Origin of the sequence: Microvirga thermotolerans (genome assembly GCF_009363855.1) — a bacterium.
Taxonomy (GTDB): domain Bacteria; phylum Pseudomonadota; class Alphaproteobacteria; order Rhizobiales; family Beijerinckiaceae; genus Microvirga; species Microvirga thermotolerans.
In genome coordinates this window covers 2,377,912-2,397,761 of record NZ_CP045423.1, presented here as the reverse complement: position 1 = coordinate 2,397,761, position 19,850 = coordinate 2,377,912, and the positions used below count along the sequence as shown (strand labels likewise).

General features: G+C 68.3%; 20 protein-coding genes and 1 pseudogene. 12 read left to right on the top strand and 9 right to left on the bottom strand.

The annotated features are described in order from the left end of the window. Positions 1–5: 5 nt before the first annotated feature. The gene (gene groES, locus GDR74_RS11155; RefSeq protein WP_152586383.1) at positions 6–320 is read right to left on the bottom strand and encodes a co-chaperone GroES; all 315 of its coding nucleotides are present in this window, start codon (positions 318–320) and stop codon (positions 6–8) included. Between the two features lie 284 nt (positions 321–604). Between groES and GDR74_RS11150 the strand changes: the two genes are divergently transcribed. Further along, complete coding sequence (locus tag GDR74_RS11150; RefSeq protein ID WP_152586382.1) at positions 605–877, top strand: usg protein; 273 nt, start codon at positions 605–607, stop codon at positions 875–877. A gap of 82 nt (positions 878–959) precedes the next feature. Here the strand turns inward: GDR74_RS11150 and GDR74_RS11145 are convergent, their stop codons facing one another. Continuing rightward, complete coding sequence (locus tag GDR74_RS11145; protein WP_152586381.1) at positions 960–1,172, bottom strand: heavy-metal-associated domain-containing protein; 213 nt, start codon at positions 1,170–1,172, stop codon at positions 960–962. Positions 1,173–1,458: 286 nt separating this feature from the next. Between GDR74_RS11145 and GDR74_RS11140 the strand changes: the two genes are divergently transcribed. Further along, positions 1,459–1,995 (top strand): cytochrome b, encoded by a 537-nt coding sequence (locus GDR74_RS11140; protein WP_152586380.1) that lies wholly within the window; start codon positions 1,459–1,461, stop codon positions 1,993–1,995. A 416-nt stretch (positions 1,996–2,411) separates the two neighbouring features. Further along, the gene (locus tag GDR74_RS11135) at positions 2,412–3,233 is read left to right on the top strand and encodes a hypothetical protein (protein WP_194164515.1); all 822 of its coding nucleotides are present in this window, start codon (positions 2,412–2,414) and stop codon (positions 3,231–3,233) included. A 97-nt stretch (positions 3,234–3,330) separates the two neighbouring features. Here the strand turns inward: GDR74_RS11135 and GDR74_RS11130 are convergent. The 3 genes and pseudogenes from GDR74_RS11130 to uvrA form a co-directional block, all read right to left on the bottom strand. Beyond that, a pseudogene (locus tag GDR74_RS11130) lies at positions 3,331–4,138 on the bottom strand (class I SAM-dependent methyltransferase). Between the two features lie 166 nt (positions 4,139–4,304). Further along, complete coding sequence (locus tag GDR74_RS11125; RefSeq protein ID WP_152586378.1) at positions 4,305–4,433, bottom strand: YHYH domain-containing protein; 129 nt, start codon at positions 4,431–4,433, stop codon at positions 4,305–4,307. 200 nt (positions 4,434–4,633) lie between these two features. After that, the gene (gene uvrA / locus GDR74_RS11120; protein WP_152586377.1) at positions 4,634–7,597 is read right to left on the bottom strand and encodes an excinuclease ABC subunit UvrA; all 2,964 of its coding nucleotides are present in this window, start codon (positions 7,595–7,597) and stop codon (positions 4,634–4,636) included. A gap of 334 nt (positions 7,598–7,931) precedes the next feature. Between uvrA and GDR74_RS11115 the strand changes: the two genes are divergently transcribed. The 3 genes from GDR74_RS11115 to GDR74_RS11105 all read left to right on the top strand — a co-directional run bounded on the left by GDR74_RS11115 (position 7,932) and on the right by GDR74_RS11105 (position 10,232). Further along, a complete protein-coding gene (locus GDR74_RS11115; RefSeq protein ID WP_152585174.1) occupies positions 7,932–8,444 on the top strand; it encodes a single-stranded DNA-binding protein in 513 nt (170 codons plus the stop codon). A 166-nt stretch (positions 8,445–8,610) separates the two neighbouring features. Continuing rightward, positions 8,611–9,723, top strand: a complete 1,113-nt coding sequence (locus GDR74_RS11110) for a M20 family metallopeptidase (RefSeq protein ID WP_152586376.1) — start codon at positions 8,611–8,613, stop codon at positions 9,721–9,723. A 146-nt stretch (positions 9,724–9,869) separates the two neighbouring features. Next, positions 9,870–10,232, top strand: a complete 363-nt coding sequence (locus GDR74_RS11105) for a GNAT family N-acetyltransferase (RefSeq protein ID WP_246179384.1) — start codon at positions 9,870–9,872, stop codon at positions 10,230–10,232. Here GDR74_RS11105 and GDR74_RS11100 read toward each other — a convergent pair. After that, complete coding sequence (locus GDR74_RS11100) at positions 10,229–10,864, bottom strand: MarC family protein (protein WP_152586374.1); 636 nt, start codon at positions 10,862–10,864, stop codon at positions 10,229–10,231. The two genes, GDR74_RS11105 and GDR74_RS11100, sit on opposite strands and share 4 nt — an antisense overlap. A gap of 68 nt (positions 10,865–10,932) precedes the next feature. Between GDR74_RS11100 and GDR74_RS11095 the strand changes: the two genes are divergently transcribed. Next, complete coding sequence (locus GDR74_RS11095; RefSeq protein ID WP_194164514.1) at positions 10,933–11,787, top strand: protein phosphatase 2C domain-containing protein; 855 nt, start codon at positions 10,933–10,935, stop codon at positions 11,785–11,787. Here GDR74_RS11095 and GDR74_RS11090 read toward each other — a convergent pair. Both GDR74_RS11090 and GDR74_RS11085 read right to left on the bottom strand, forming a co-directional pair. Further along, positions 11,784–12,779, bottom strand: a complete 996-nt coding sequence (locus GDR74_RS11090) for a M48 family metallopeptidase (protein WP_152586372.1) — start codon at positions 12,777–12,779, stop codon at positions 11,784–11,786. The two genes, GDR74_RS11095 and GDR74_RS11090, sit on opposite strands and share 4 nt — an antisense overlap. A gap of 18 nt (positions 12,780–12,797) precedes the next feature. Further along, positions 12,798–13,355, bottom strand: coding sequence for a LemA family protein (locus GDR74_RS11085; protein ID WP_152586371.1), 558 nt, complete (start codon positions 13,353–13,355; stop codon positions 12,798–12,800). A gap of 330 nt (positions 13,356–13,685) precedes the next feature. Between GDR74_RS11085 and gyrA the strand changes: the two genes are divergently transcribed. Both gyrA and aac(3) read left to right on the top strand, forming a co-directional pair. Continuing rightward, the gene (gene gyrA / locus GDR74_RS11080) at positions 13,686–16,451 is read left to right on the top strand and encodes a DNA gyrase subunit A (RefSeq protein WP_152586370.1); all 2,766 of its coding nucleotides are present in this window, start codon (positions 13,686–13,688) and stop codon (positions 16,449–16,451) included. Positions 16,452–16,533: 82 nt separating this feature from the next. Then, positions 16,534–17,361 carry an aminoglycoside 3-N-acetyltransferase gene (gene aac(3) / locus GDR74_RS11075; protein ID WP_152586369.1) on the top strand — a complete coding sequence of 276 codons (828 nt, stop codon included), beginning with the start codon at positions 16,534–16,536 and terminating at the stop codon, positions 17,359–17,361. Here the strand turns inward: aac(3) and GDR74_RS11070 are convergent. Next, positions 17,352–17,960, bottom strand: a complete 609-nt coding sequence (locus GDR74_RS11070) for a hypothetical protein (RefSeq protein ID WP_152586368.1) — start codon at positions 17,958–17,960, stop codon at positions 17,352–17,354. The genes aac(3) and GDR74_RS11070 overlap by 10 nt on opposite strands. Before the next feature lie 260 nt (positions 17,961–18,220). On the opposite strand from GDR74_RS11070, the gene coaD reads away from it, so the two are divergent. From coaD to GDR74_RS11055, 3 genes are read left to right on the top strand one after another with little or no spacing between them, the layout of a single operon-like run. Next, entirely contained in the window at positions 18,221–18,721 is a 501-nt protein-coding gene (gene coaD / locus GDR74_RS11065; protein WP_152586367.1) for a pantetheine-phosphate adenylyltransferase, read from the top strand. A 29-nt stretch (positions 18,722–18,750) separates the two neighbouring features. Beyond that, complete coding sequence (locus GDR74_RS11060; RefSeq protein ID WP_152586366.1) at positions 18,751–19,299, top strand: peptidylprolyl isomerase; 549 nt, start codon at positions 18,751–18,753, stop codon at positions 19,297–19,299. Positions 19,300–19,331: 32 nt separating this feature from the next. Then, positions 19,332–19,850, top strand: a complete 519-nt coding sequence (locus tag GDR74_RS11055) for a cell envelope integrity TolA family protein (RefSeq protein WP_246179382.1) — start codon at positions 19,332–19,334, stop codon at positions 19,848–19,850.

Sequence of the window (19,850 nt, the reverse complement as noted above, 5' to 3'; positions counted from 1 at the left end):
TGCCCTCAGGCAGCCTTCTTCTGGGCAACCGCGTCCTCAAGGATGCCCATGATGTCGGATTCCTTCATGATGAGGAGATCCTCGCCGTCGATCTTCACTTCGGTGCCGGACCACTTGCCGAACAGCACGCGGTCGCCGACCTTCACGTCCAGCGGAACGACCTTGCCGCTCTCGTCGCGGGCGCCGGGGCCGACGGCGATCACCTCGCCCTGCTGCGGCTTCTCCTTGGCGGTATCGGGAATGATGATGCCGCCCGCCGTCTTCTCTTCCGCGTCGATCCGCTTGACCAGGACACGATCGTGCAAAGGACGGAACTTCATGAAGCTTCCTCCAATGTTTTCAATAGGTTGCCTATGAAGCGCGGTGCCCGATGGCCCCCGCGCGGCGATGATTTGGGCGGGCAAGCTTCACGGTTCAAGAGGACCTCGAAAAATTTTTTGGCGGGGGCGGGAACCTTTTGCGGTCTTCCTCGCGCCGGCCTGTCAGCAGTCGCGGGCGGTTGCTGCTAAGATACTGAAAAATAAGATTATTCTTTCTTACAGCTTGTCCGGACGGCCCAGGCCTGGTCCAATCGCACGGTCTTCTCCAGCCTGCGAGGAGCCGAATGAAAGCGTCTCAGGATTTCGTGCTGCAGCTTCAGGGCTACGGCCTGACCACGGCAAGGATCTTCTACCGGATTCCGGACCACCGGTCCCTGCTCCAGGAATTCGTCTGGCAGGACTACGACCTGTTCCCGAAATTCCCGGCCCTGAACCGGTTCCTCGCCTTCTGGAGCCGGGAGCTCGACGGGCCCCTCTGCTCCGTGACGGTCGCCCATTCCCGCCTCATCCGGCCGGCCGAACTCCGCACGGTGGACGGGGAGTTCCGTCTGCAGTGACGGGCAAGGGCCCGGGTCCCGCCCGGATACCGGGCGGGACGGGTCGGGCGGCTCCAACCTTCGTAGCAATGTGCTGTCGGGTTCAACCCAGGGCAGGTTCGATGGGGGAGGCCGGATAGCCGGCGGCCCGGAGAGCCTCGAGGAGCGCGGCCTCGGGCTCCTTCGTCTCGACGTGGACGATGCGCTTTTCGAGATCGCCCCGGACGCGGGCCTGCGGATCGAGGGCGGCGATGGCGCGGGTCACCGTGTTGAGGCAGCCGCCGCAGCTCATCTTGGGAACGTGAAGGGAAGGCATGATGGACTCCTTGTTCGTCAGGATCCCGAATCCTCTGCGCCTTGCCGCGATGGCAAGGTCAAGGGCCCGTCGCGGCCCCTTCACCGCGCAGAGCCGCCTCCTTCGGGAGGGGTATTGACGCCATCGGCTCTTGCCAATGCCGGCGGGCGGAGTAGCCTGGAATCGTTCTAAATATCGGCGCTGCAGGCAGGGGCGGGGTCGGTGAAGGCCGCTGGAGCGGCGTTCCTTTCCTTCCCGAATTCGGGAAGGGGGCGAAGGCCGAACGGCATTGCACAAGGATGAACCCATGACGCCCGATTTGACGGACGGTCGCTACGACCGGATGACGATTGCCCTGCACTGGACGACGGCTGCCCTCGTCGCCGCTCTCTGGATCCTCGGCCAGACCGCCGATCTGTTTCCGCGCGGTCCGATGCGGACGGGAATGTGGTCGGTGCACGTGACCCTCGGCCTGGCTCTCGCGGCCGTGCTGGTCGCCCGCCTGGCCTGGCGCGTCGGGCCCGGCAAGGCCCTGCCCGCAGCGGATCCCGGTCTTCTCCATCTGATCGCCAAGGGCACGCATTATCTTCTCTATCTGCTCCTCGCCCTCGCCGTGGGGCTCGGCATCGCCAACGCCTTCGTGCGCGGTTTCAGCCTGTTCGGCCTCTGGAGCCTGCCCCAGATCGGCGACGCCGCCCTGCGCCGCCCGATCAACGAGCTGCACGAGCTCGCCGCCAACGCGATCATGGTCGTGGCGCTGATCCATGCGGGGGCCGCCCTCGTGCATCACTATCTCTGGCGGGACGGCGTCCTGCAGCGCATGACTCTCTCGCGCCGCGGCTGAGCGGGAGAACATGCGCGGAGGCGCCGGCGCCGGCGGTGTGGCGGGACGGGGCGGCTTCACGCCGCCTCATGCTCGAGGGTGGACCATCCGGGCCGTTCGCAGCGCGTCGAGGCAGGAAATGCCGCGTCGGGAAGCCGGCTGTCGGACTCCTTGCCGCGACATAGTCGAAGTCAGAAAATGATATGATATAATTTGCGCTACGATATGTTGTTAATTGAGCTTTGCAGTATTTGCAAAATAGAGATCCGTCTTTTCATGAAGAGAGTGGTTCAAATATAGAAACAATTCTTGCCAAGAGGCGGAACATCTTACCGTGTCCGTTTATTCTCTAGGGCCTGGGCGCAGAGGCTAGGCTTAGGAGGAGTTTGGATATGAGCGGAGCATTGTCTTGTCGTTACCGCGAAACGGCTTGTGGAGTGGCGCTGCTGCTGACGGCGTGCCTGTGGGCGCAGCCCTCTCTCGCACAGGTGAGCGTCGATGCGAATCTTGGAGGCTCTGACGGAATCTCGGCAGGCGTCGGGGCGAATATCGGCGGAACCGGCGGCGTCTCGGCTGACGTCGGAGCGAACCTGGGCGGCGGCAGCGGCGCGTCCGCCGGAATCGGCGCCAATGTGGGCGGGGCCGATGGGGTCTCCGCCGGACTTGGAGCCAATGTGGGAGGCTCGTCGGGCGTGAACGCCACAGGAGGCGCGAGCATCGGAGGTTCCGGCGGCGCGAATGCAGGGCTCGGCGCGAATATCGGCGGTGGCTCCGGAGTGGATGCCGGTGTTGGGGCGAGCATCGGCGGTTCGAGCGGAGTCAACGCGGGCGCGGCCGCAAGCCTCGGCGGTTCCAGCGGCGTGAACGCCGGCCTGGATGCTTCGGTGGGCGGGACACGCGGCATCGGGGCCGACGTGGGCGTCGGGATCGGCGGCGGTGGCTCCTCCAGTGGAGGCGGCGCCATCGGCGGCCGGCCTGGGACGGGCACGGGATCCGGCACGGTCGGGACCGCCGGAGCGGCCGCGTCCGCTCGGAATCCCGGGGCGGGCATCGGCGTCCGCAACCCGTCCGTCACGGGCAGCATCAACCCGTCGCCGTCGGGATCCCAGGGGCGGCTCGCCGCCGAACTCAGCCAGATGTCCGACAGAGAGAAGCGCGACCTCCAGCGCAGCTGCGCCGGTGTCGCCGCGAACCCGGATGGCTTCGACGCCAGCCTGCGCGGCCTCTGCAACCTGCTGAGCCGGATGTCAGGCCGCTGAAGCGCTTCCGGCTTCCGGCCGGAGAGGGGCGGGGACGCGACGGCCGCGTCCCCGCCCGTCGCTCATCGGGGGCGCCTGACACGGAGCCTGTCAGGGCCTACCGTGCCGCCGTCGCCACGAGCGCGCTCATCCGGTTCTCGAGAGCGGAGCGCCCGAACCTCTCCGCGAGGGTTTCGGCGACCCGCTGCGTCACCTGCGCCAGGCCGTCCGGCGCGCGGGCTTCGATCTCGCTGCGGAGGGGCGTTCCCTGGCAGAGGCCCGTCGCAGGCTCGTGCGGGGAAGGGGCATGGGTCGTCCTGGCGACGGTCTCGATCTCGATGGTTTCGAACCCGGCCGCGCTCAGATCGTCCCGGATCCGGCCGGGATCCGAATAGCCGAAGGGAACGCGCTCGAAGAAGCGCGGCGGGTCGTCCGGGAAGAGGGCCCCGACCGCCTCGTGGACGGCCAGGCTCAGCGGGTTCGCGTCGAGGCTGTCCCACGCGCTGAACCGGAAACGCCCGCCGGGCCTGAGCACGCGCGCCGCCTCCCGGTAGGCGGCGATCCGGTCGGGAAAGAACATGACCCCGAACTGGCACACCAGGATGTCGAACGAAGCATCCGGGAAGGGCAGGGTCTGCGCGTTGGCCTGCCGCCATGCGACCCGGCCGGTCGAGAGCATCGTCGCCGCGAGGTCCAGCATGGCCTGGTTGAGGTCCGTCGCGACGATCTCCGTCTCCGGCAGCGCCGCGGCGAGAGCCCGCGTGACGGCCCCCGTTCCCGCCGCCGTCTCCAGGATCCCGTCCGGGCCGGTCGCCCCGGACACGCTCCGCCATGTCCTGCGCGTAGGGCGCAAAGAGCAGGGGCACCAGATAGCGCTCGTAGATCTCGGGGATCGATCCCGCGAAGGTGACGTCGGCGCTGCTCATGGCCCGCCTCCACGGCACGAGAAGGCGGCATCATCGGCCTGGCGGCAGGGCGCGGCAAGGGCGCATTGGTGGGGATGGAGAACTCCGGGCCGCCGCCGTCTCCGGCCTGCGGCGGACGCCACATTGTCCGTCCGGAGCGACGGAGGCCTCGCGAATGGGCCGCAGCTCACCGGTGGCAGTGATAATCCCCGGACTTGCGGTTGTGGTGGCATCCGCTCCGGTCCAGCCCACCTGGGTGCGCGAGGGCTGCGCCGGCCGTGAGCGCGATAAGAATGAAGGCTCCTACGATCCTCATGTCTCTCTCCCGACGTCATGATGCCAGGAATTGATTCAACTTTTAGGAGCGATTCGCAATCATGCAATTACAGGGTGCGGAGATGACCTTACGTCAACCGTAGGAGGCAGGGCTCGGGCCGGAGAACGGTCGCCCCGGCGCGAGATGCACGCCAAGGCCGGGAAAGGTTCGGGGTGTTCCGCGACAGGCGGCAGGGCGGTCTATTCCGCCGCCTGCCGGGTGGCCTTCTTCGTCTTCTTCGGCGCCTCCGGCGCGGCCTTCTTGAGCGGCCGCCGCTCCAGCACTTCCTTCAGGAACCGGCCCGTGTGGCTCTCCTTGGACTTGGCCACGTCTTCCGGGGTGCCCTGCGCCACGATGCGGCCGCCGCCGTCGCCGCCTTCGGGGCCCATGTCGATGATCCAGTCGGCGGTCTTGATGACCTCGAGGTTGTGCTCGATCACCACCACGCTGTTGCCCTGCTCCACCAGCTCGTGCAGCACTTCCAGGAGCTTCGCCACGTCGTGGAAGTGGAGGCCGGTGGTCGGCTCGTCGAGGATGTAGAGGGTGCGGCCGGTGGCGCGCTTCGAGAGCTCCTTGGAGAGCTTCACGCGCTGCGCCTCGCCGCCGGAGAGCGTGGTGGCCTGCTGGCCCACATGCACGTAGTCGAGCCCGACGCGGGCGAGGGTCTGCATCTTCTCGCGGATGGTCGGCACGGCCTTGAACAGCTCGCGGGCCTCCTCCACCGTCATGTCGAGCACGTCGGCGATGGATTTGTCGCGATACTTCACCTCCAGGGTCTCGCGGTCGTAGCGCTTGCCCTTGCACACGTCGCAGGTGACGTAGACGTCGGGCAGGAAGTGCATCTCGATCTTGATGACGCCGTCGCCCTGGCAGGCTTCGCAGCGGCCGCCCTTCACGTTGAAGGAGAAGCGCCCCGGCTGGTAGCCGCGCGCCTTCGCCTCGGGCAGTCCCGCGAACCACTCGCGGATCGGCGTGAAGGCGCCGACATAGGTCGCCGGGTTCGAGCGCGGCGTGCGGCCGATGGGGGACTGGTCGATGTCGATGACCTTGTCGAGGTGCTCCAGGCCCTCGATCCGGTCGTGCGGCGCCGGGTGCTCCAGCGCGCCGTTGAGCTTGCGCGCCACCGCCTTGTAGAGCGTGTCGATCACGAGGGTCGACTTGCCGCCCCCGGACACGCCGGTGATGCAGGTGAAGGTGCCGAGGGGGATCTCCGCCGTCACGTTCTTCAGGTTGTTGCCCCGCGCGCCCACCACCTTCAGCATGCGGCTCCTGTCCGGCTTGCGGCGCTTCTCCGGCACCTTCACGGAGAGCTCGCCGGTCAGGTACTTGCCGGTCAGCGACTTCGGATTCGCCATGATCTCCTGCGGCGTGCCCTCCGCGACGATCCTGCCGCCGTGGATGCCCGCGCCGGGGCCGATGTCGAACACGTAGTCCGCCTGCAGGATCGCGTCCTCGTCGTGCTCCACCACGATCACCGTGTTGCCGAGGTCGCGCAGGCGCTTCAGCGTCATGAGCAGGCGCTCGTTGTCGCGCTGGTGCAGGCCGATGGAGGGCTCGTCGAGCACGTAGAGCACGCCGGTGAGGCCGGAACCGATCTGCGAGGCGAGGCGGATGCGCTGGCTCTCGCCGCCGGAGAGGGTGCCCGAGGAGCGGGCGAGGGTGAGGTATTCGAGGCCTACGTCCACGAGGAAGGTGAGGCGCTCGCGAATCTCCTTCAGGATGCGGCCGGCGATCTCGTTCTGCTTCTTCGTGAGCTTCTTGCTCAGGTCGCCGAACCAGGCATGGGCGTCCTTCACCGAAAGGGCGGTGGCGTCGCCGATATCGAAGCCTGCGATCTTCACGGCGAGCGCTTCCGGCTTGAGGCGCTTGCCGCCGCAGGCGGCGCAGGGCGTCTCGCTCATGAAGCGGCCGATCTCGTCCCGCGCCCAGTCGCTCTCGGTCTCCTTGTAGCGGCGCTCCAGGTTGGGGATCACGCCCTCGAAGGGCTTGCGCACCTCGTAGGCGCGCAGCCCGTCGTCGTAGGACATGCGGATCGCCTCGTCGCCGGAACCGTAGAGGATGACGTCGCGCACCTTCTCCGGCAGCTCGCTCCAGGGCTTGGTCATGGAGCCCTTGTAGTGCCGGACGATGGCCTCCAGGGTCTGGTTGTAATAGGGCGAGGTGGACTTGGCCCAGGGCGCCACGGCCCCCCGCTTGAGGGAGAGGCTCTCGTCCGGGACGATCAGGTCCGGGTCGATGCGCATCTCGTGGCCGATGCCGCCGCAGGTCGGGCAGGCGCCGAAGGGGTTGTTGAACGAGAACAGGCGCGGCTCGATCTCGGGAATCGTGAAGCCCGAGACCGGGCAGGCGAACTTGGAGGAGAAGACGATGCGCTTCGGCTGGCCCTTCTCGTCCTTCTCGTCCGCGTGCTCGACCACGGCGATGCCGTCCGCGAGGTCGAGGGCGGTCTCCAGCGAGTCCGCGAGGCGGGCGGCGATGTCGGGGCGCACCACGATGCGGTCCACCACCACGTCGATGTCGTGCTTGAACTTCTTGTCGAGGGCCGGCGCCTCGTCGATGGCGTAGTATTCGCCGTCGATCTTCAGGCGCTGGAAGCCCTTCTTCTGGAACTCGGCGATCTCCTTGCGGTACTCGCCCTTGCGGCCGCGCACCACGGGGGCCAGCAGGTAGAGCCTCGTCTTTTCCGGCAGTTCCAGGATGCGGTCCACCATCTGGCTGACCGTCTGGCTCTCGATGGGCAGGCCGGTGGCGGGCGAGTAGGGGACGCCGACCCGCGCCCAGAGCAGGCGCATGTAGTCGTAGATCTCCGTGACCGTGCCGACCGTGGAGCGCGGGTTCTTGGAGGTGGTCTTCTGCTCGATGGAGATGGCCGGGGAGAGGCCGTCGATCTGGTCCACGTCCGGCTTCTGCATCATCTCCAGGAACTGGCGGGCATAGGCCGAGAGGGATTCCACGTAGCGGCGCTGGCCCTCCGCATAGATCGTGTCGAAGGCGAGCGACGACTTGCCGGACCCCGAGAGCCCGGTGAACACCACCAGCTTGTCCCGAGGGACCGTGATGTCGACGTTCTTGAGGTTGTGCTCCCGCGCGCCGCGGACGGAGATCACGCGCGCATCCGGGTCGCCCGCCTTGGCGCGGTTGAACAGATCGTCGAGTTTAGCCATGGCCAGCTTGTGCCCTGATTGGGATTGACGCCTAGAGAGACGGACACCGGGATATGTGACCGGACCGTCGGCGAAGCAACCTGTGGAATCCGTTCCCGATGGCCGCACTCTAGAACAAAGAGTGTACGGCCGGCAAGGCAGGTCGGACGGGTTCCATGCCTCTCGCATCCGGTCTCCGGCGGAGATCCCCCTGCGCCTCCGCCGGGCGGAAGATCCGGTCGTGAGGAGCTTGGGGCCTTCCTGGGGACAGATCCGGGGAAAAGATGGTCCATCGCTTGCTCCCGGGCGGGATCGGCCCCAGAACTCGCCTTCGAGTGTTTGAGGAGATGCGCCGATGGCAGGCAGCGTGAACAAGGTGATTTTGGTCGGGAACCTGGGGCGGGATCCGGAGGTGCGGCGGCTGAACTCGGGGGAGCCGGTGGTGAACCTGCGGATCGCCACGTCGGAGAGCTGGAAGGACAAGGCGACCGGCGAGCGCAAGGAGAAGACCGAGTGGCACTCGGTGGTGATCTTCAACGAGAACCTGGGCCGCGTGGCGGAGCAGTACCTGAAGAAGGGCTCGAAGGTCTACGTGGAAGGGCAGCTTCAGACGCGCAAGTGGCAGGACCAGTCGGGGCAGGAGCGCTACACGACCGAGGTGGTGCTGCAGCGGTTCAGGGGCGAGCTGACGATCCTGGACGGGCGCGGCGGCGGCTCGGCGGAGTACGGCGAGGAGGAGCCGGGCCAGGTGAGCCGGGGCGGCGAGTTCGGGCGCTCCTCGCCGCTGGAGCGGCGGCCGGCGGCGGCCTCCGGCGGCAGCGGCGGCGGCTCGCGCTTCGGCGATCTCGACGACGACATCCCCTTCTAGGCCGGCCGCGGAACGGACCGCCCGGACGGGAGCCGGGCTCCCGTCCGCAGGCGGGCGCATCGGAGCCATGCGTCCCGCCGGGGCCGATTCCCGGTGACAGGGAGGCGCCGGGCAGGCTAAGAACCCGTCAGAACCCCCGAAACTTCGCTGCCGCACCGGACACGCCATGACCTCTGCCGCTCTCGACACGCTCATCACCTGGGTCCGCACGGAAAGCCCGACGCACGATGCGGCGGGCGTGAACCTGATGATGGACCTCGTGGTCGCGCAGATGGCCGACGCGCCCGTGGCGGTGGAGCGGATTCCGGGCGAGCAGGGGCTCGGCGACGCCCTCGTCCTGCGGGCGGGGCCCCAGCGGGACGAGCCCGCGATCCTCGTCATGTCGCATCTCGACACGGTTCATCCCCTCGGCACCATCGAGAGGGACCTGCCCCTCAAGGTGGACGGCGACCGGCTCTACGGACCCGGCATCTACGACATGAAGGGCGGCGCCTATTTCGCCCTCGAGGCCTTCAAGGACGTGGCCCGGCGGGGCAGCGCGGCGCGGCCCGTCGTGTTCATCGTGACCCCCGACGAGGAGATCGGCAGCCCGATGACGCGCCCGGTGATCGAGGATGTGGGCCGGCGCTCGGCCTATGCCCTCGTCACCGAGCCCGCCCGCGACGGGGGCCGCATCGTGACCTCCCGCAAGGGCGTGGGCCGTTTCGACGTCCATGTGGAGGGGCGCCCCGCCCACGCGGGCTCCCGTCACAAGGACGGGCGCAACGCCATCTACGAGGCCGCGCGGCAGATCCTCGCCGTGGAGGCCCTGACGGATTACGGGCGGGGCATCACCACGACCGTCGGCATGGTATCCGGCGGGACGGCGGTGAACACCGTGCCCCAGCACTGCCGCTTCCCCGTCGACCTGCGGGTGGAGACGGTCGCCGACGGCGAGGCGATGACGAAGGCGCTCCTCGGGCTGAAGCCCAGCCATCCGGATTTCAGGGTGACCGTGACGGGCGGCATGAACCGGCCGCCCTACGAGCGCTCGGAGGGCACGTCCAGGCTTTTCGACCACGCCAGGGCCCTGGCTGCGGAGATCGGCTTCGACCTCGTCACCTGCGACAAGGTCGGCGGCGGCTCCGACGGCAACTTCACCGCCGCCCTCGGGATCCCGACCCTCGACGGCCTCGGGATCGACGGCGACGGCGCGCACACCCTTCAGGAATACGGGCTGATCTCCTCGATCGCTCCGCGCCAGAAGCTCATGACCCGGCTCCTGGAGACCCTGCGCTGATCGCCGCGACGATCAGCGACCTCCGCGAGCGGCCCGCCTTCGCGGGCATCGTCGCAGATCGGGTCTGGCGCGCCTTCTGGAAGGAGCAGGGGCATCCCCTCGATCGCCTGAAGGGCCTCGTCCTCCGGAGTCTGGAGCCGGGGCCTGTGCCCACGACGCTCGTCGCACACGAGGGAGACCTGTTCCTCGGAACCGTTTCCCTGATCGCCTGCGACGAGGAGAGTCGGCCCGATTATTCGCCATGGATCGCGGCGCTCTGGGTCGAGCCCGAGCATCGGCGGCGCGGAATCGGCGAAAGCCTCGTCGACCGCGCGTTCCGCCTGGCGCGGGATGCCGGAGCGGGCCGGGTCTATCTCCTCGCGGGCGAGGCGCGCCGCGCCTTCTACGAGAAGCGGGGATGGTCGATCTGCGAGGCCGATGTCCCGAGGAGCGGGATGCACGTCCTGGTCCGGTCTGCGATCCGGCGAAATCGCGAGGAGCCGGTTTTTCCCTCGCTCGGGAAACGCTAGGCCCCGCCTCTCACCAGCGCCTCGACCCCGTTGATGATGAACTGCACGGCAAGCCCGGCCAGGATCACGCCGAGGAGGCGGCTGAGCACGATGTTGCCGGTCACGCCGAGCATGCGGGAGACCCGCTCCGCCGCCATGAAGACGACGAAGCAGCTGATCACGCCGAGCGCGATGAGGCCGATCAGGAAGGCGAGGTAGACCGGGTCGCCGTTCGCCCGTCCGGCGAGGAGGATCACGGCCGTGATCGCGCCGGGGCCCGCCATGAGCGGGATCGCGAGCGGAAAGGCGGCGACGTTGCGGATGTGGTCTTCGGTGATGGCGATGTCGGCCGTGTGCTGCTTGCGCTCGTTGCGCCGTTCGAACACCATCTCGAAGGCGATCCAGAACAGGAGCAGGCCGCCCGAGATGCGGAAGGCGGGGATGCCGACGCCGAGCAGCCGCAGGAGCAGTTCGCCCCCGAGGCCGAAGAAGGCCAAGATGCCGAAGGCGATCAGGCTTGCGCGCACGGCGACGCGCTTGCGCTCCTGCGCGTTCATGCCCCGCGTCAGCGAGATGAACATGGGAGCGAGGGCGGGCGGATCGAGAGTCACGAGGAGCGTGACGAGGGCGGCGGAGACGTAGTCGAAGAGCATCGGCTGGACCTTATCCTGAGCTTTGCTTTATGGCGTCCCGCGGCGGTTTTGGCGAGGGGGATGAAACGATGTTTACGGTTGTCGATCGAATCAGCTGGCCGGGATCCCCGGAAAGGGCCAACGAGGATTCCTGCGGCGTCTCCGGCGACTGGGCCTGGGTGATCGACACCTCGATCTTTCCCGGCACCCCGCCGATCATGAACGAGGTGAGCGACGCCGCATGGCTTGCGAGGTTCGCGAGCGAGCGCCTTTCGGAGCTCGCAGCCCGGGCGCATGACGGGGACGGAGTCGCCCTCCTGCGGCATGTGATGGAGGAGGCGCGGGTGACCTTTCTCGCCCGCGCGCCGGAGGAACGGCACGACGTCCTGACCTGGCCGGTCGGGGCCATGACGCTGGTGCACCGCACGGGGCCGGTCCTCGACGTGTGGACCTTCGCCGACACGACGGCCTTCGTGCGCCGGCCGGACGGGTCCGTCCTGACCGTCGGGGAGGCGCCCGAGCTGCGGGGCTACGAGGCGGCCAAGGCGGCGGAGCTGCTCAGGGCCAGCGGCTCGACGCCGAAGACCATCTTCGAGGCGCCCCTGTTCCAGGCCTGGCTGACGGAGCGGCGGCAGCGGCAGAAGGAGGGCAGGGGGCTCGCCCTGCTCGGGCTCGATCCCGCGGCGGCGGACCGCGTGCGCCACCGGCAGGTGCCCTGCGAGGACGGCACCGTCGTCCTCCTGACCAGCGACGGGTTCTCGGCCCTGGTGGATCTCTACGGCGAGACGGATGCCACGGGCCTCGTCGAGGCGGCCCTGAGGGACGGCCTGGAGCCCCTGGCGCGGCGGGCACGGGAGATCGAGACGAAGGAGGACCCCTCCGGAACCCGGTTCCCCCGGTTCAAGGAGAGCGACGACGCGACCGCCCTGCTGGTCAGGGCCTAGGCCGCCGAAGGCACCGCGCCGGGATCGCGCCCGCCCGCATGGCGCACCAGGGCGGCGATCCGGTCCTCGATGGAGGGATGGGTGGCGAAGAGGTCGGCGAAGCCCGAGCGCGGGTTGTCGAGGCAGAGCTCCATGACCGCCGACGGCACGCCCTCGAGCTCGCCCTTGCCTGCGATCTTCCGCAGGGCCGCGATCATGGCGTCCGGGTTCTTCGTGAGCTCGACGGCGCCTGCATCCGCGAGGTACTCGCGCCGGCGCGACAGGGAGAAGCGGATCACGAGGGAAAGCCCCCAGGCGACGAAGATGAACAGGGCCGCCACGAGGATGGCGAGGGCCCTGCCGCCCCCGCCCTTCCCGTCCGAGGAATCGTCGAGCAGGCCGGAACTCTCCCTCAGGCCGCGGTAGACGAGTTCCCCGACGAAGGAGATGACCCCGACCACCAGCACCGCGACGGTCATGGTGCGCACGTCGTCGTTGCGGATATGGGTGAGCTCGTGGGCCAGCACCGCCTCCAGCTCCCGTTCGTCGAGGAGATCGAGAAGCCCCCGCGTGACGGTGATGGTGTACTGCTCCGGCCTCGTGCCGGAGGCGAAGGCGTTGGAGGCCTCCGTCTCGACGATGCGGAGTTGCGGCATGGCCATGCCGCGGGAGATGCAGAGGTTCTGCAGGAGGTCGTAGAGGCGGGGCGCCGCCCGCCGCGTCAGGGGCTGCGTGCCCGCGGCGAGGCCCAGGATGAAGCCGTTGAAACGGAAGCCGCACCACACCCACAGGGCCACCAGGGCCGTGACCGGGGGCGAAAGCCACAGGCAGTCCCGCAAGGCGCCCAGGAACAGGGCCTCGAACGGCGAGGAGCCGTCGTCCGTCGCGGCCCGCAGGAGCAGGGCGAGGCCCAGGGACATCAGGTAGAACAGCAGGAAAAGCCCGGCGATCAGCAGGGCCGAACGCCGCCGGTTGGCCTGGATGTGGGTGTAGAGGCCGAAGGCGGGCAGCATCGCGCCTGCCGGTTCCGCCTAGAAGGATACCTTCGGAGGCGCCTCGAGGGCCTTCCGCTCCGCCTCGCCCACGTCGAAGAACGCCCGCGGGCGAAAGCCCATGGCGCCCGCGAAGAGGACGGCGGGGAAGTGCCCGATGGCGGCGTTGTATTCCGACACGCCGTTGTTGAAGAAGCGCCGCGCCGCGGCGAGCTTGTCCTCGATGTCGGACAGGTCCGTCTGGAGCTGCTGGAAGTTGGCGCTGGCCTTCAGGTCCGGATAGGCCTCGCCGAGGGCCAGGAGGCGGCCGACGGCCCCGGAGAGGGCGCTCTCGGCCGCCGCCTGTTCGGCCGGCCCATGCGCCTTGAGCGCCGCGTTGCGGGTTTCCACCACCGCCTGGAGCGTGTCCCGCTCGTGGGCGGCATAGCCCTTCACCGTCTCGATCAGGTTGGGGATGAGATCGTGCCGCTGCTTCAGCTGGACGTCGATGTCGGCGAAGGCCTGGTCAACCCGCGCCCGGAGGGTCACGAGCCCGTTGTAGACCATGACCGCGTACAGAACGAGAGCGGCGACGATTGCCCAGACCACCCAGCTCATGTGTCTTCCCCCCTGAATCCGCCCTGCGGCTGTCCTTGCGTTATGACGACGCCACCCATGCCACGGCCGCGCTTTCGCGGCAAGTTATGACGTTTCGCGCCACGCTTCGCCGGGGATTCCCGGAGGCTCCGGCGCGATGCGGCAGTTTGCGCCGGGCCGAAAGGGCCTCCCGGCCTTTGGAAAACCCCTGAAATCCCTTGAAAATCGGCTTTCGATCGACCATCTAAGGATTTGATTTTCTTATGATTCGCATGGGGTGCCCCCAGGTCCGGACGAGGCGGTGCCAAGCGGCCGGGACCCGAAGGGCGGAGTGTTTGAGAAAGACCGACTTTGACCGATCCGAACGATAACCGCGGCGGCGCCGGGGGCGACCAGCCGGCCAGCGACGTGAAGCCGATCTCCATCGTCGACGAGATGAAGCGCTCGTATCTCGATTACGCCATGAGCGTGATCGTGAGCCGCGCGCTCCCCGATGCCCGCGACGGGCTGAAGCCCGTGCACCGGCGCATCCTCTACTCGATGCACGAGAACGGCTACACGCCCGACAAGAAATACGTGAAGTCCGCCCGCATCGTCGGCGACGTGATGGGTCAGTACCACCCGCACGGCGACCAGTCGATCTACGACGCCCTCGTGCGCATGGCCCAGGACTTCGCCATGCGCGTCATGCTCGTGGACGGGCAGGGCAATTTCGGCTCCATCGACGGCGATCCTCCGGCGGCCATGCGCTACACGGAGTCGCGCCTGGCGCGGGCCGCCATGCCGCTCCTCGACGACATCGACAAGGACACGGTCGATTTCACGCCGAACTACGACGAGTCCAAGCAGGAGCCGTCGGTGCTGCCGGCGCGCTACCCGAACCTGCTCGTCAACGGCGCGGGCGGCATCGCGGTCGGCATGGCCACCAACATGCCTCCCCACAACCTGGGCGAGGTCATCGACGGCTGCATCGCCTTCATCGACGATCCGGACATCTCCGCCGAGCGGCTCATCGAGATCATCCCCGGTCCCGACTTCCCGACCGGCGGCCTCATCCTCGGCCGCTCGGGCGTGCGCTCGGCCTACACCACGGGACGCGGCTCCATCGTGATGCGCGCCAAGTCCGAGGTGGAGGAAATCCGCAAGGAGCGCGAGGCCATCGTCTTCACCGAGATTCCCTATCAGGTGAACAAGGCCACGCTGATCGAGAAGATCGCCGAGCTCGTCCGCGAGAAGAAGCTCGAAGGCATCTCCGACCTGCGCGACGAGTCGGACCGCGACGGCATGCGCATCGTCGTGGAGCTGAAGCGCGACGCCATGGCGGACGTGGTGCTGAACCAGCTCTACCGCTACACTCCGCTCCAGACGAGCTTCGGCGCCAACATGGTGGCGCTGAACGGCGGCCGTCCCGAGCTGATGACCCTCAAGGACCTGATCCGCGCCTTCGTGGAGTTCCGCGAGGAGGTCGTCTCGCGCCGGACCAAGTACCTGCTCGGCAAGGCCCGCGAGCGCGCCCACGTCCTGTGCGGCCTCGCCATCGCGGTGGCCAATATCGACGAGGTGATCCGCCTCATCCGCACGGCGCCGGATCCGAACGCGGCCCGCGAGGCCCTCATGGGCCGCGACTGGCCGGCCCAGGACATCGCGCCGCTCATCGCCCTCGTCGACGATCCGCGCCACCGGATCAACGAGGACGGGACCTATCGTCTCTCGGAGACCCAGGCCCGCGCCATCCTCGACCTGCGCCTCCAGCGCCTCACCGCGCTCGGCCGCGACGAGATCGGCGACGAGCTGTCGAAGCTCGCGGCCGAGATCTCGGACTACCTCGACATCCTGCGCTCGCGCGAGCGCATCATGGGGATCATCAAGCAGGAGCTGGTCGAGATCCGCGAGGCCTATGCGACGCCGCGCAAGACGCAGATCGTCGACTGGGATTCCGACGTGGACGACGAGGACCTGATCCAGCGCGAGGACATGGTCGTCACCGTCTCCCACGCGGGCTACATCAAGCGCGTGCCGCTCTCGACCTACCGGGCGCAGCGCCGCGGCGGCAAGGGCCGTTCCGGCATGTCGACGCGGGACGAGGATTTCGTCACCCGCCTGTTCGTCGCCAGCACGCACACGCCGGTGATCTTCTTCTCGTCCAAGGGCAAGGCCTACAAGGAGAAGGTGTGGCGCCTGCCGCTGGCCGCCCCGAACGCCAGGGGCAAGGCCCTCGTGAACATGCTCCCCCTGGAGCAGGACGAGCGCATCACCACCATCATGCCCCTGCCCGAGGACGAGGCGTCCTGGGACACCCTGGACGTGATGTTCGCCACCTCCCGCGGCACCGTGCGCCGCAACAAGCTGTCGGACTTCGTCCAGGTGAACCGCGGCGGCAAGATCGCCATGAAGCTCGACGAGGGCGAGGCCATCGTCGACGTGCAGATCTGCACGGAGAACGACGACGTCCTGCTCACCACGGCGAAGGGCCAGTGCATCCGCTTCCCGGTGCCGGAGGTGCGCGTGTTCAAGGGCCGCGACTCCATGGGCGTGCGCGGCATCAACCTCGCGGACGGCGACCGGATCATCTCCATGGCCATCCTCCGTCACGTGGAGGCCACGGGCGAGGAGCGCGCCGGCTATCTCAAGATGCGCCGCGCGATCACCGGCGAGCAGACAAACGGCGAGGCCGAGGCCGCCGAGGCGGCGGACGAGGAGAACGTGTCGGCCGATACGCTCTCCATGGAGCGCTACACGGAGATGAGCGCCCTCGAGCAGTTCATCCTCACCATCTCTGAGAAGGGCTACGGCAAGCGGACCTCGTCCTACGAGTACCGCATCACGGGGCGCGGCGGCAAAGGCATCACGGCCATGGCCGTGAACAGCCGCAACGGCCAGCTCGTGGCGTCCTTCCCCGTGGAGAACTCGGACCAGATCATGCTCGTCACCGACGCCGGGCAGCTGATCCGCGTGCCGGTGGACGGCATCCGCACCGTCGGCCGCAACTCGCAGGGCGTCACCGTCTTCTCCACGCGCGACAAGGAGCGCGTGGTCTCGGTGGAGCACATCGAGGGCGAGGATGCGGAGGAGGGCGGCGAAGCCGACGAAGGCGGCGGATCCGCCGCCGAAGAATAGGAACGGGAAGGGCGCTCCGGGCGCCCTTTTCTTTGGAGCCGGGCCGATTGAGACGGAGGAGCGGCGCGGATATACCCGAGGCATGACGGATGCCCCGCGCCCCTTCCTGACCCGCGCTTCGCTGTGCGCCGATCTCAGGCGTCTCGGCGTCCTGCCGGGCGACATGGTGATGGTCCATGCCGCCATGAGCAGGATGGGCCGCCTGCTCAACGGCCCGGACGCCTTCATCGGTGCGCTGCTCGATGCCGTCGGCCCCACGGGCACGATCCTCGCCTATACGGACTGGGATGGGGCCTACGACGAGCTGCTGGACGGGCAGGGACGCGTGCCGCCCGAGTGGCGCGACCACATTCCGCCCTTCGATCCCGAGCGATCCCGCGCCATCCGCGACAACGGAGTCCTGGCGGAGTTCATCCGCACGACGCCGGGCGCGAAGCGCAGCGGCAATCCCGGCGCCTCGGTCGCGGCCGTCGGCGCCAGGGCGGATTGGCTGACCGCCGACCATCCACTCGACTACGGCTACGGCGAAGGATCGCCCTTCGCGAAGCTGGTCGAGGCCGGAGGGAAGGTGCTGATGGCGGGCGCGCCCCTCGACACCATGACGCTTCTTCACCATGCCGAGCATCTGGCGCGGCTGCCCGGCAAGCGGATCCGGCGGGTCGAGGTCCCCTTCGCCACGCGGGCGGGGGTCCATTGGCGCATGATCGAGGAGTTCGAGACGGCAGAACCCATCGTGCCCGGGCTTGCCGATGATTATTTCGCATCGGTCGTCCGCTCCTTCCTGGCCACGGGCCGCGGAGCGCAGGGCGTCGTCGGGGAAGCGCCCTCCGTGCTGGTCGAGGCGGCACCCATCTGCGGCTTCGCCGTGGAATGGCTGGAGCGGAACGGGCCTCAGCTGCCTCAGATATAGCGGGGGTCGCGCCTCGGCTCGATAACCGGCCTGGTGGAGCGGATCAGGTTGAAGGTCGCGTTGCGAAAGGCTTCCGCCTGCTTCCGGCCCGCTTTCACGTCCCGCGTCGAGAAGCGGATCTTGACGAAGTTGCCGTGCGCGACGGTCAGGAACGCGAAGGTGAGGTGGCGCTTGCCGCCCGCCGTCGCCAGGAGCCGTGCCGAGGCCGCGTTCTCCTCGAGCTTCGCCTCCTCGATCTTGAGATCCTCGTACCTGCCGAGTTCGCGCGCGGCCATGATGGCGCGGAGGACGTCGGACATCTCGTTCTTGATGTCCTCCCGGGACGGCGAGGAGAGGTTCCGCTCCCTGTCGTAGACATAGACGTCCGCCCAGCTCAGGTTGCCGTTCGCGTACCGCACGCTGAAGCCCTCGCCGGGCTTGTTGTAGGTGATCGTCTGCCGTCTGCGCAGGCCCGCGACCGTGTCCGGGAACGGGTAGCCCTCGATCACCGCGCCGGGAGCGTTCCGGCTCTGCTCCTGCGCCTCCAGGGGCGCGGCGAGCAGGATGACGCCTGCGAGCAGCGCGAGCAGGGCCCCGAAGCGAGGGAACGGACGAGTCATGAGGCGGCCTCTTTGCAAAGCCGCCTCACCATACCATAACGGAATATCGTGGCAATGACGGGCGATCCGCCCGCCTTTCTCAGGCGTGTCCCAGGAGAGCCGGGGCCAGGACGGCGAGGGCGGCGGCAAAGACGACGGCGGCGCGGAAGACCATGATCCCCTCCAGCTTCTCGTGAAGGGACCATCCCACGCCCGGGGCGGGCCCGCCGTGCGGGCGCGCACGGCTTGCTCCGGGGGCATTCTCAAGCTACGCCTTGGGCATGACCCGCGTCGCGCTCTATACCGGCAGCTTCGATCCCGTCACGAACGGCCATCTGGACGTGGTGCGCCAGGCCTGCCGCCTGGCCGACCGGCTCGTCCTTGCCATCGGCGTCCACTCCTCCAAGACGCCTCTGTTCACGGCGGAGGAGCGGGCGGACCTGCTGCGCGCGGTCTGCGGTCCGCTCGCGGCCGAAACCGGGACGGCGCTGGACGTGGTCACGTTCGACGGTCTCGCCGTCGACGCCGCCCGCCGCCACGGCGCGACCCTCATCGTCCGGGGGCTGCGGGACGGGACCGATTTCGACTACGAGATCCAGATGGCCTCCATGAACGCCGCCATGGCCCCGGAGGTGCAGACGGTCTTCCTGCCGGCTTCGCCTCCGGTTCGTCCCATCACCGCCACGCTCGTGCGCCAGATCGCAGGGATGGGGGGCGACGCCTCGGCCTTCGTGCCGGGCCTTGTCGCCGAGAGACTGAAAGCCAAATTCAAGCGGCAATGACGCCGCCCAATCGCCAAGGAGTGTACTTCATGAAGCGTTTGCTCGCCGCCGGGGCGCTCGTGCTCGCCGGTCTCGTCCCCGCCGCCGCCCAGCAGGCCGGCGACCCGCAGAACACGATCTACCTGGACACGAAGGACGGCCGCATCACCATCCGCCTGCGTCCCGATCTCGCGCCCAAGCACGTGGAGCAGATCAGGACGCTCACCAAGCGCGGCTTCTACGACGGCGTCCCGTTCCATCGCGTGATCGAGGGCTTCATGGCCCAGACCGGCGATCCCACCGGCACCGGCACCGGAAAGTCCGACCTGCCCAACATCCCCGCCGAATTCACCAAGACGCCCTACAAGAAGGGCTCGGTCGGCATGGCCCGCTCGCAGGACCCGAACTCGGCGAACAGCCAGTTCTTCATCTGCTACGAGGGCTGCGGCCCGCTCACCGGCCAGTACACCCTCTTCGGCGAGGTGGTGGCCGGCATGGACGTGGCCGAGAAGATCAAGAAGGGCAATCCGGCGGCCAACGGCATGGTCACGAACCCCGACAAGATCGTGAAGATGCAGCTTGCGGCGGATGCCAAGTAGCGGCCGGGAGACGGACCTGAGCAGGTGACGCCATGAAGGGTGCGACGCTTCGCGGGACGGCCGGGGCCGGGCGGCTTCTCGCCCTGCTCCTCCTGGCCGGGGCGGCGATGGCCGGAGCCGCCACGGCGCAGGACCTGTCGCCGCTCGGAAACGACGAGGACAGGCTCCGCGAGCTCGACCCCGGCCCGAGCCTGCCGGAGAGCATCAACGGCACCATCCGTCCCGGCGAAGGGCAGCGGGCGCCCAGGATCGACAACCTGACGGGCATCTTCCGGGCGCTCCAGGCGTGCTGGCGGCCGCCCGCCGGCAGCGGCTTCTCCGGCCAGGAGATCACCCTGCGCATCGCGTTCAAGCGAAACGGGGAGGTGCTCGGGCAGCCGCGCATCACCTATTACAGGCCCGGCAGCCAGCCCGACCAGCGCGAGCCGTTCACGCGCTCCGTGCAGGAGGCCTTCGCCCGATGCACTCCGCTGCCGTTCTCTGACAAGCTCGGCGCGGCGGTGGCCGGGCGCATTTTCACCTTCCGTTTCTCCGACACGCGGCCTATGTGA

What these genes read in the sequence shown, in the direction of transcription:
- GDR74_RS11115 (WP_152585174.1), top strand. Translation starts at nt 7,932, where the DNA reads ATGGCAGGCAGCGTGAACAAGGTGATTTTGGTCGGGAACCTGGGGCGG.
- GDR74_RS11125 (WP_152586378.1), bottom strand. Translation starts at nt 4,433, where the DNA reads ATGAGGATCGTAGGAGCCTTCATTCTTATCGCGCTCACGGCCGGCGCA.
- coaD (WP_152586367.1), top strand. Translation starts at nt 18,221, where the DNA reads ATGACCCGCGTCGCGCTCTATACCGGCAGCTTCGATCCCGTCACGAAC.
- GDR74_RS11060 (WP_152586366.1), top strand. Translation starts at nt 18,751, where the DNA reads ATGAAGCGTTTGCTCGCCGCCGGGGCGCTCGTGCTCGCCGGTCTCGTC.
- GDR74_RS11110 (WP_152586376.1), top strand. Translation starts at nt 8,611, where the DNA reads ATGACCTCTGCCGCTCTCGACACGCTCATCACCTGGGTCCGCACGGAA.
- groES (WP_152586383.1), bottom strand. Translation starts at nt 320, where the DNA reads ATGAAGTTCCGTCCTTTGCACGATCGTGTCCTGGTCAAGCGGATCGAC.
- GDR74_RS11140 (WP_152586380.1), top strand. Translation starts at nt 1,459, where the DNA reads ATGACGCCCGATTTGACGGACGGTCGCTACGACCGGATGACGATTGCC.
- GDR74_RS11085 (WP_152586371.1), bottom strand. Translation starts at nt 13,355, where the DNA reads ATGAGCTGGGTGGTCTGGGCAATCGTCGCCGCTCTCGTTCTGTACGCG.
- uvrA (WP_152586377.1), bottom strand. Translation starts at nt 7,597, where the DNA reads ATGGCTAAACTCGACGATCTGTTCAACCGCGCCAAGGCGGGCGACCCG.
- GDR74_RS11070 (WP_152586368.1), bottom strand. Translation starts at nt 17,960, where the DNA reads ATGACTCGTCCGTTCCCTCGCTTCGGGGCCCTGCTCGCGCTGCTCGCA.
- GDR74_RS11095 (WP_194164514.1), top strand. Translation starts at nt 10,933, where the DNA reads ATGTTTACGGTTGTCGATCGAATCAGCTGGCCGGGATCCCCGGAAAGG.
- GDR74_RS11145 (WP_152586381.1), bottom strand. Translation starts at nt 1,172, where the DNA reads ATGCCTTCCCTTCACGTTCCCAAGATGAGCTGCGGCGGCTGCCTCAAC.
- GDR74_RS11150 (WP_152586382.1), top strand. Translation starts at nt 605, where the DNA reads ATGAAAGCGTCTCAGGATTTCGTGCTGCAGCTTCAGGGCTACGGCCTG.
- GDR74_RS11090 (WP_152586372.1), bottom strand. Translation starts at nt 12,779, where the DNA reads ATGCTGCCCGCCTTCGGCCTCTACACCCACATCCAGGCCAACCGGCGG.
- GDR74_RS11055 (WP_246179382.1), top strand. Translation starts at nt 19,332, where the DNA reads ATGAAGGGTGCGACGCTTCGCGGGACGGCCGGGGCCGGGCGGCTTCTC.
- GDR74_RS11100 (WP_152586374.1), bottom strand. Translation starts at nt 10,864, where the DNA reads ATGCTCTTCGACTACGTCTCCGCCGCCCTCGTCACGCTCCTCGTGACT.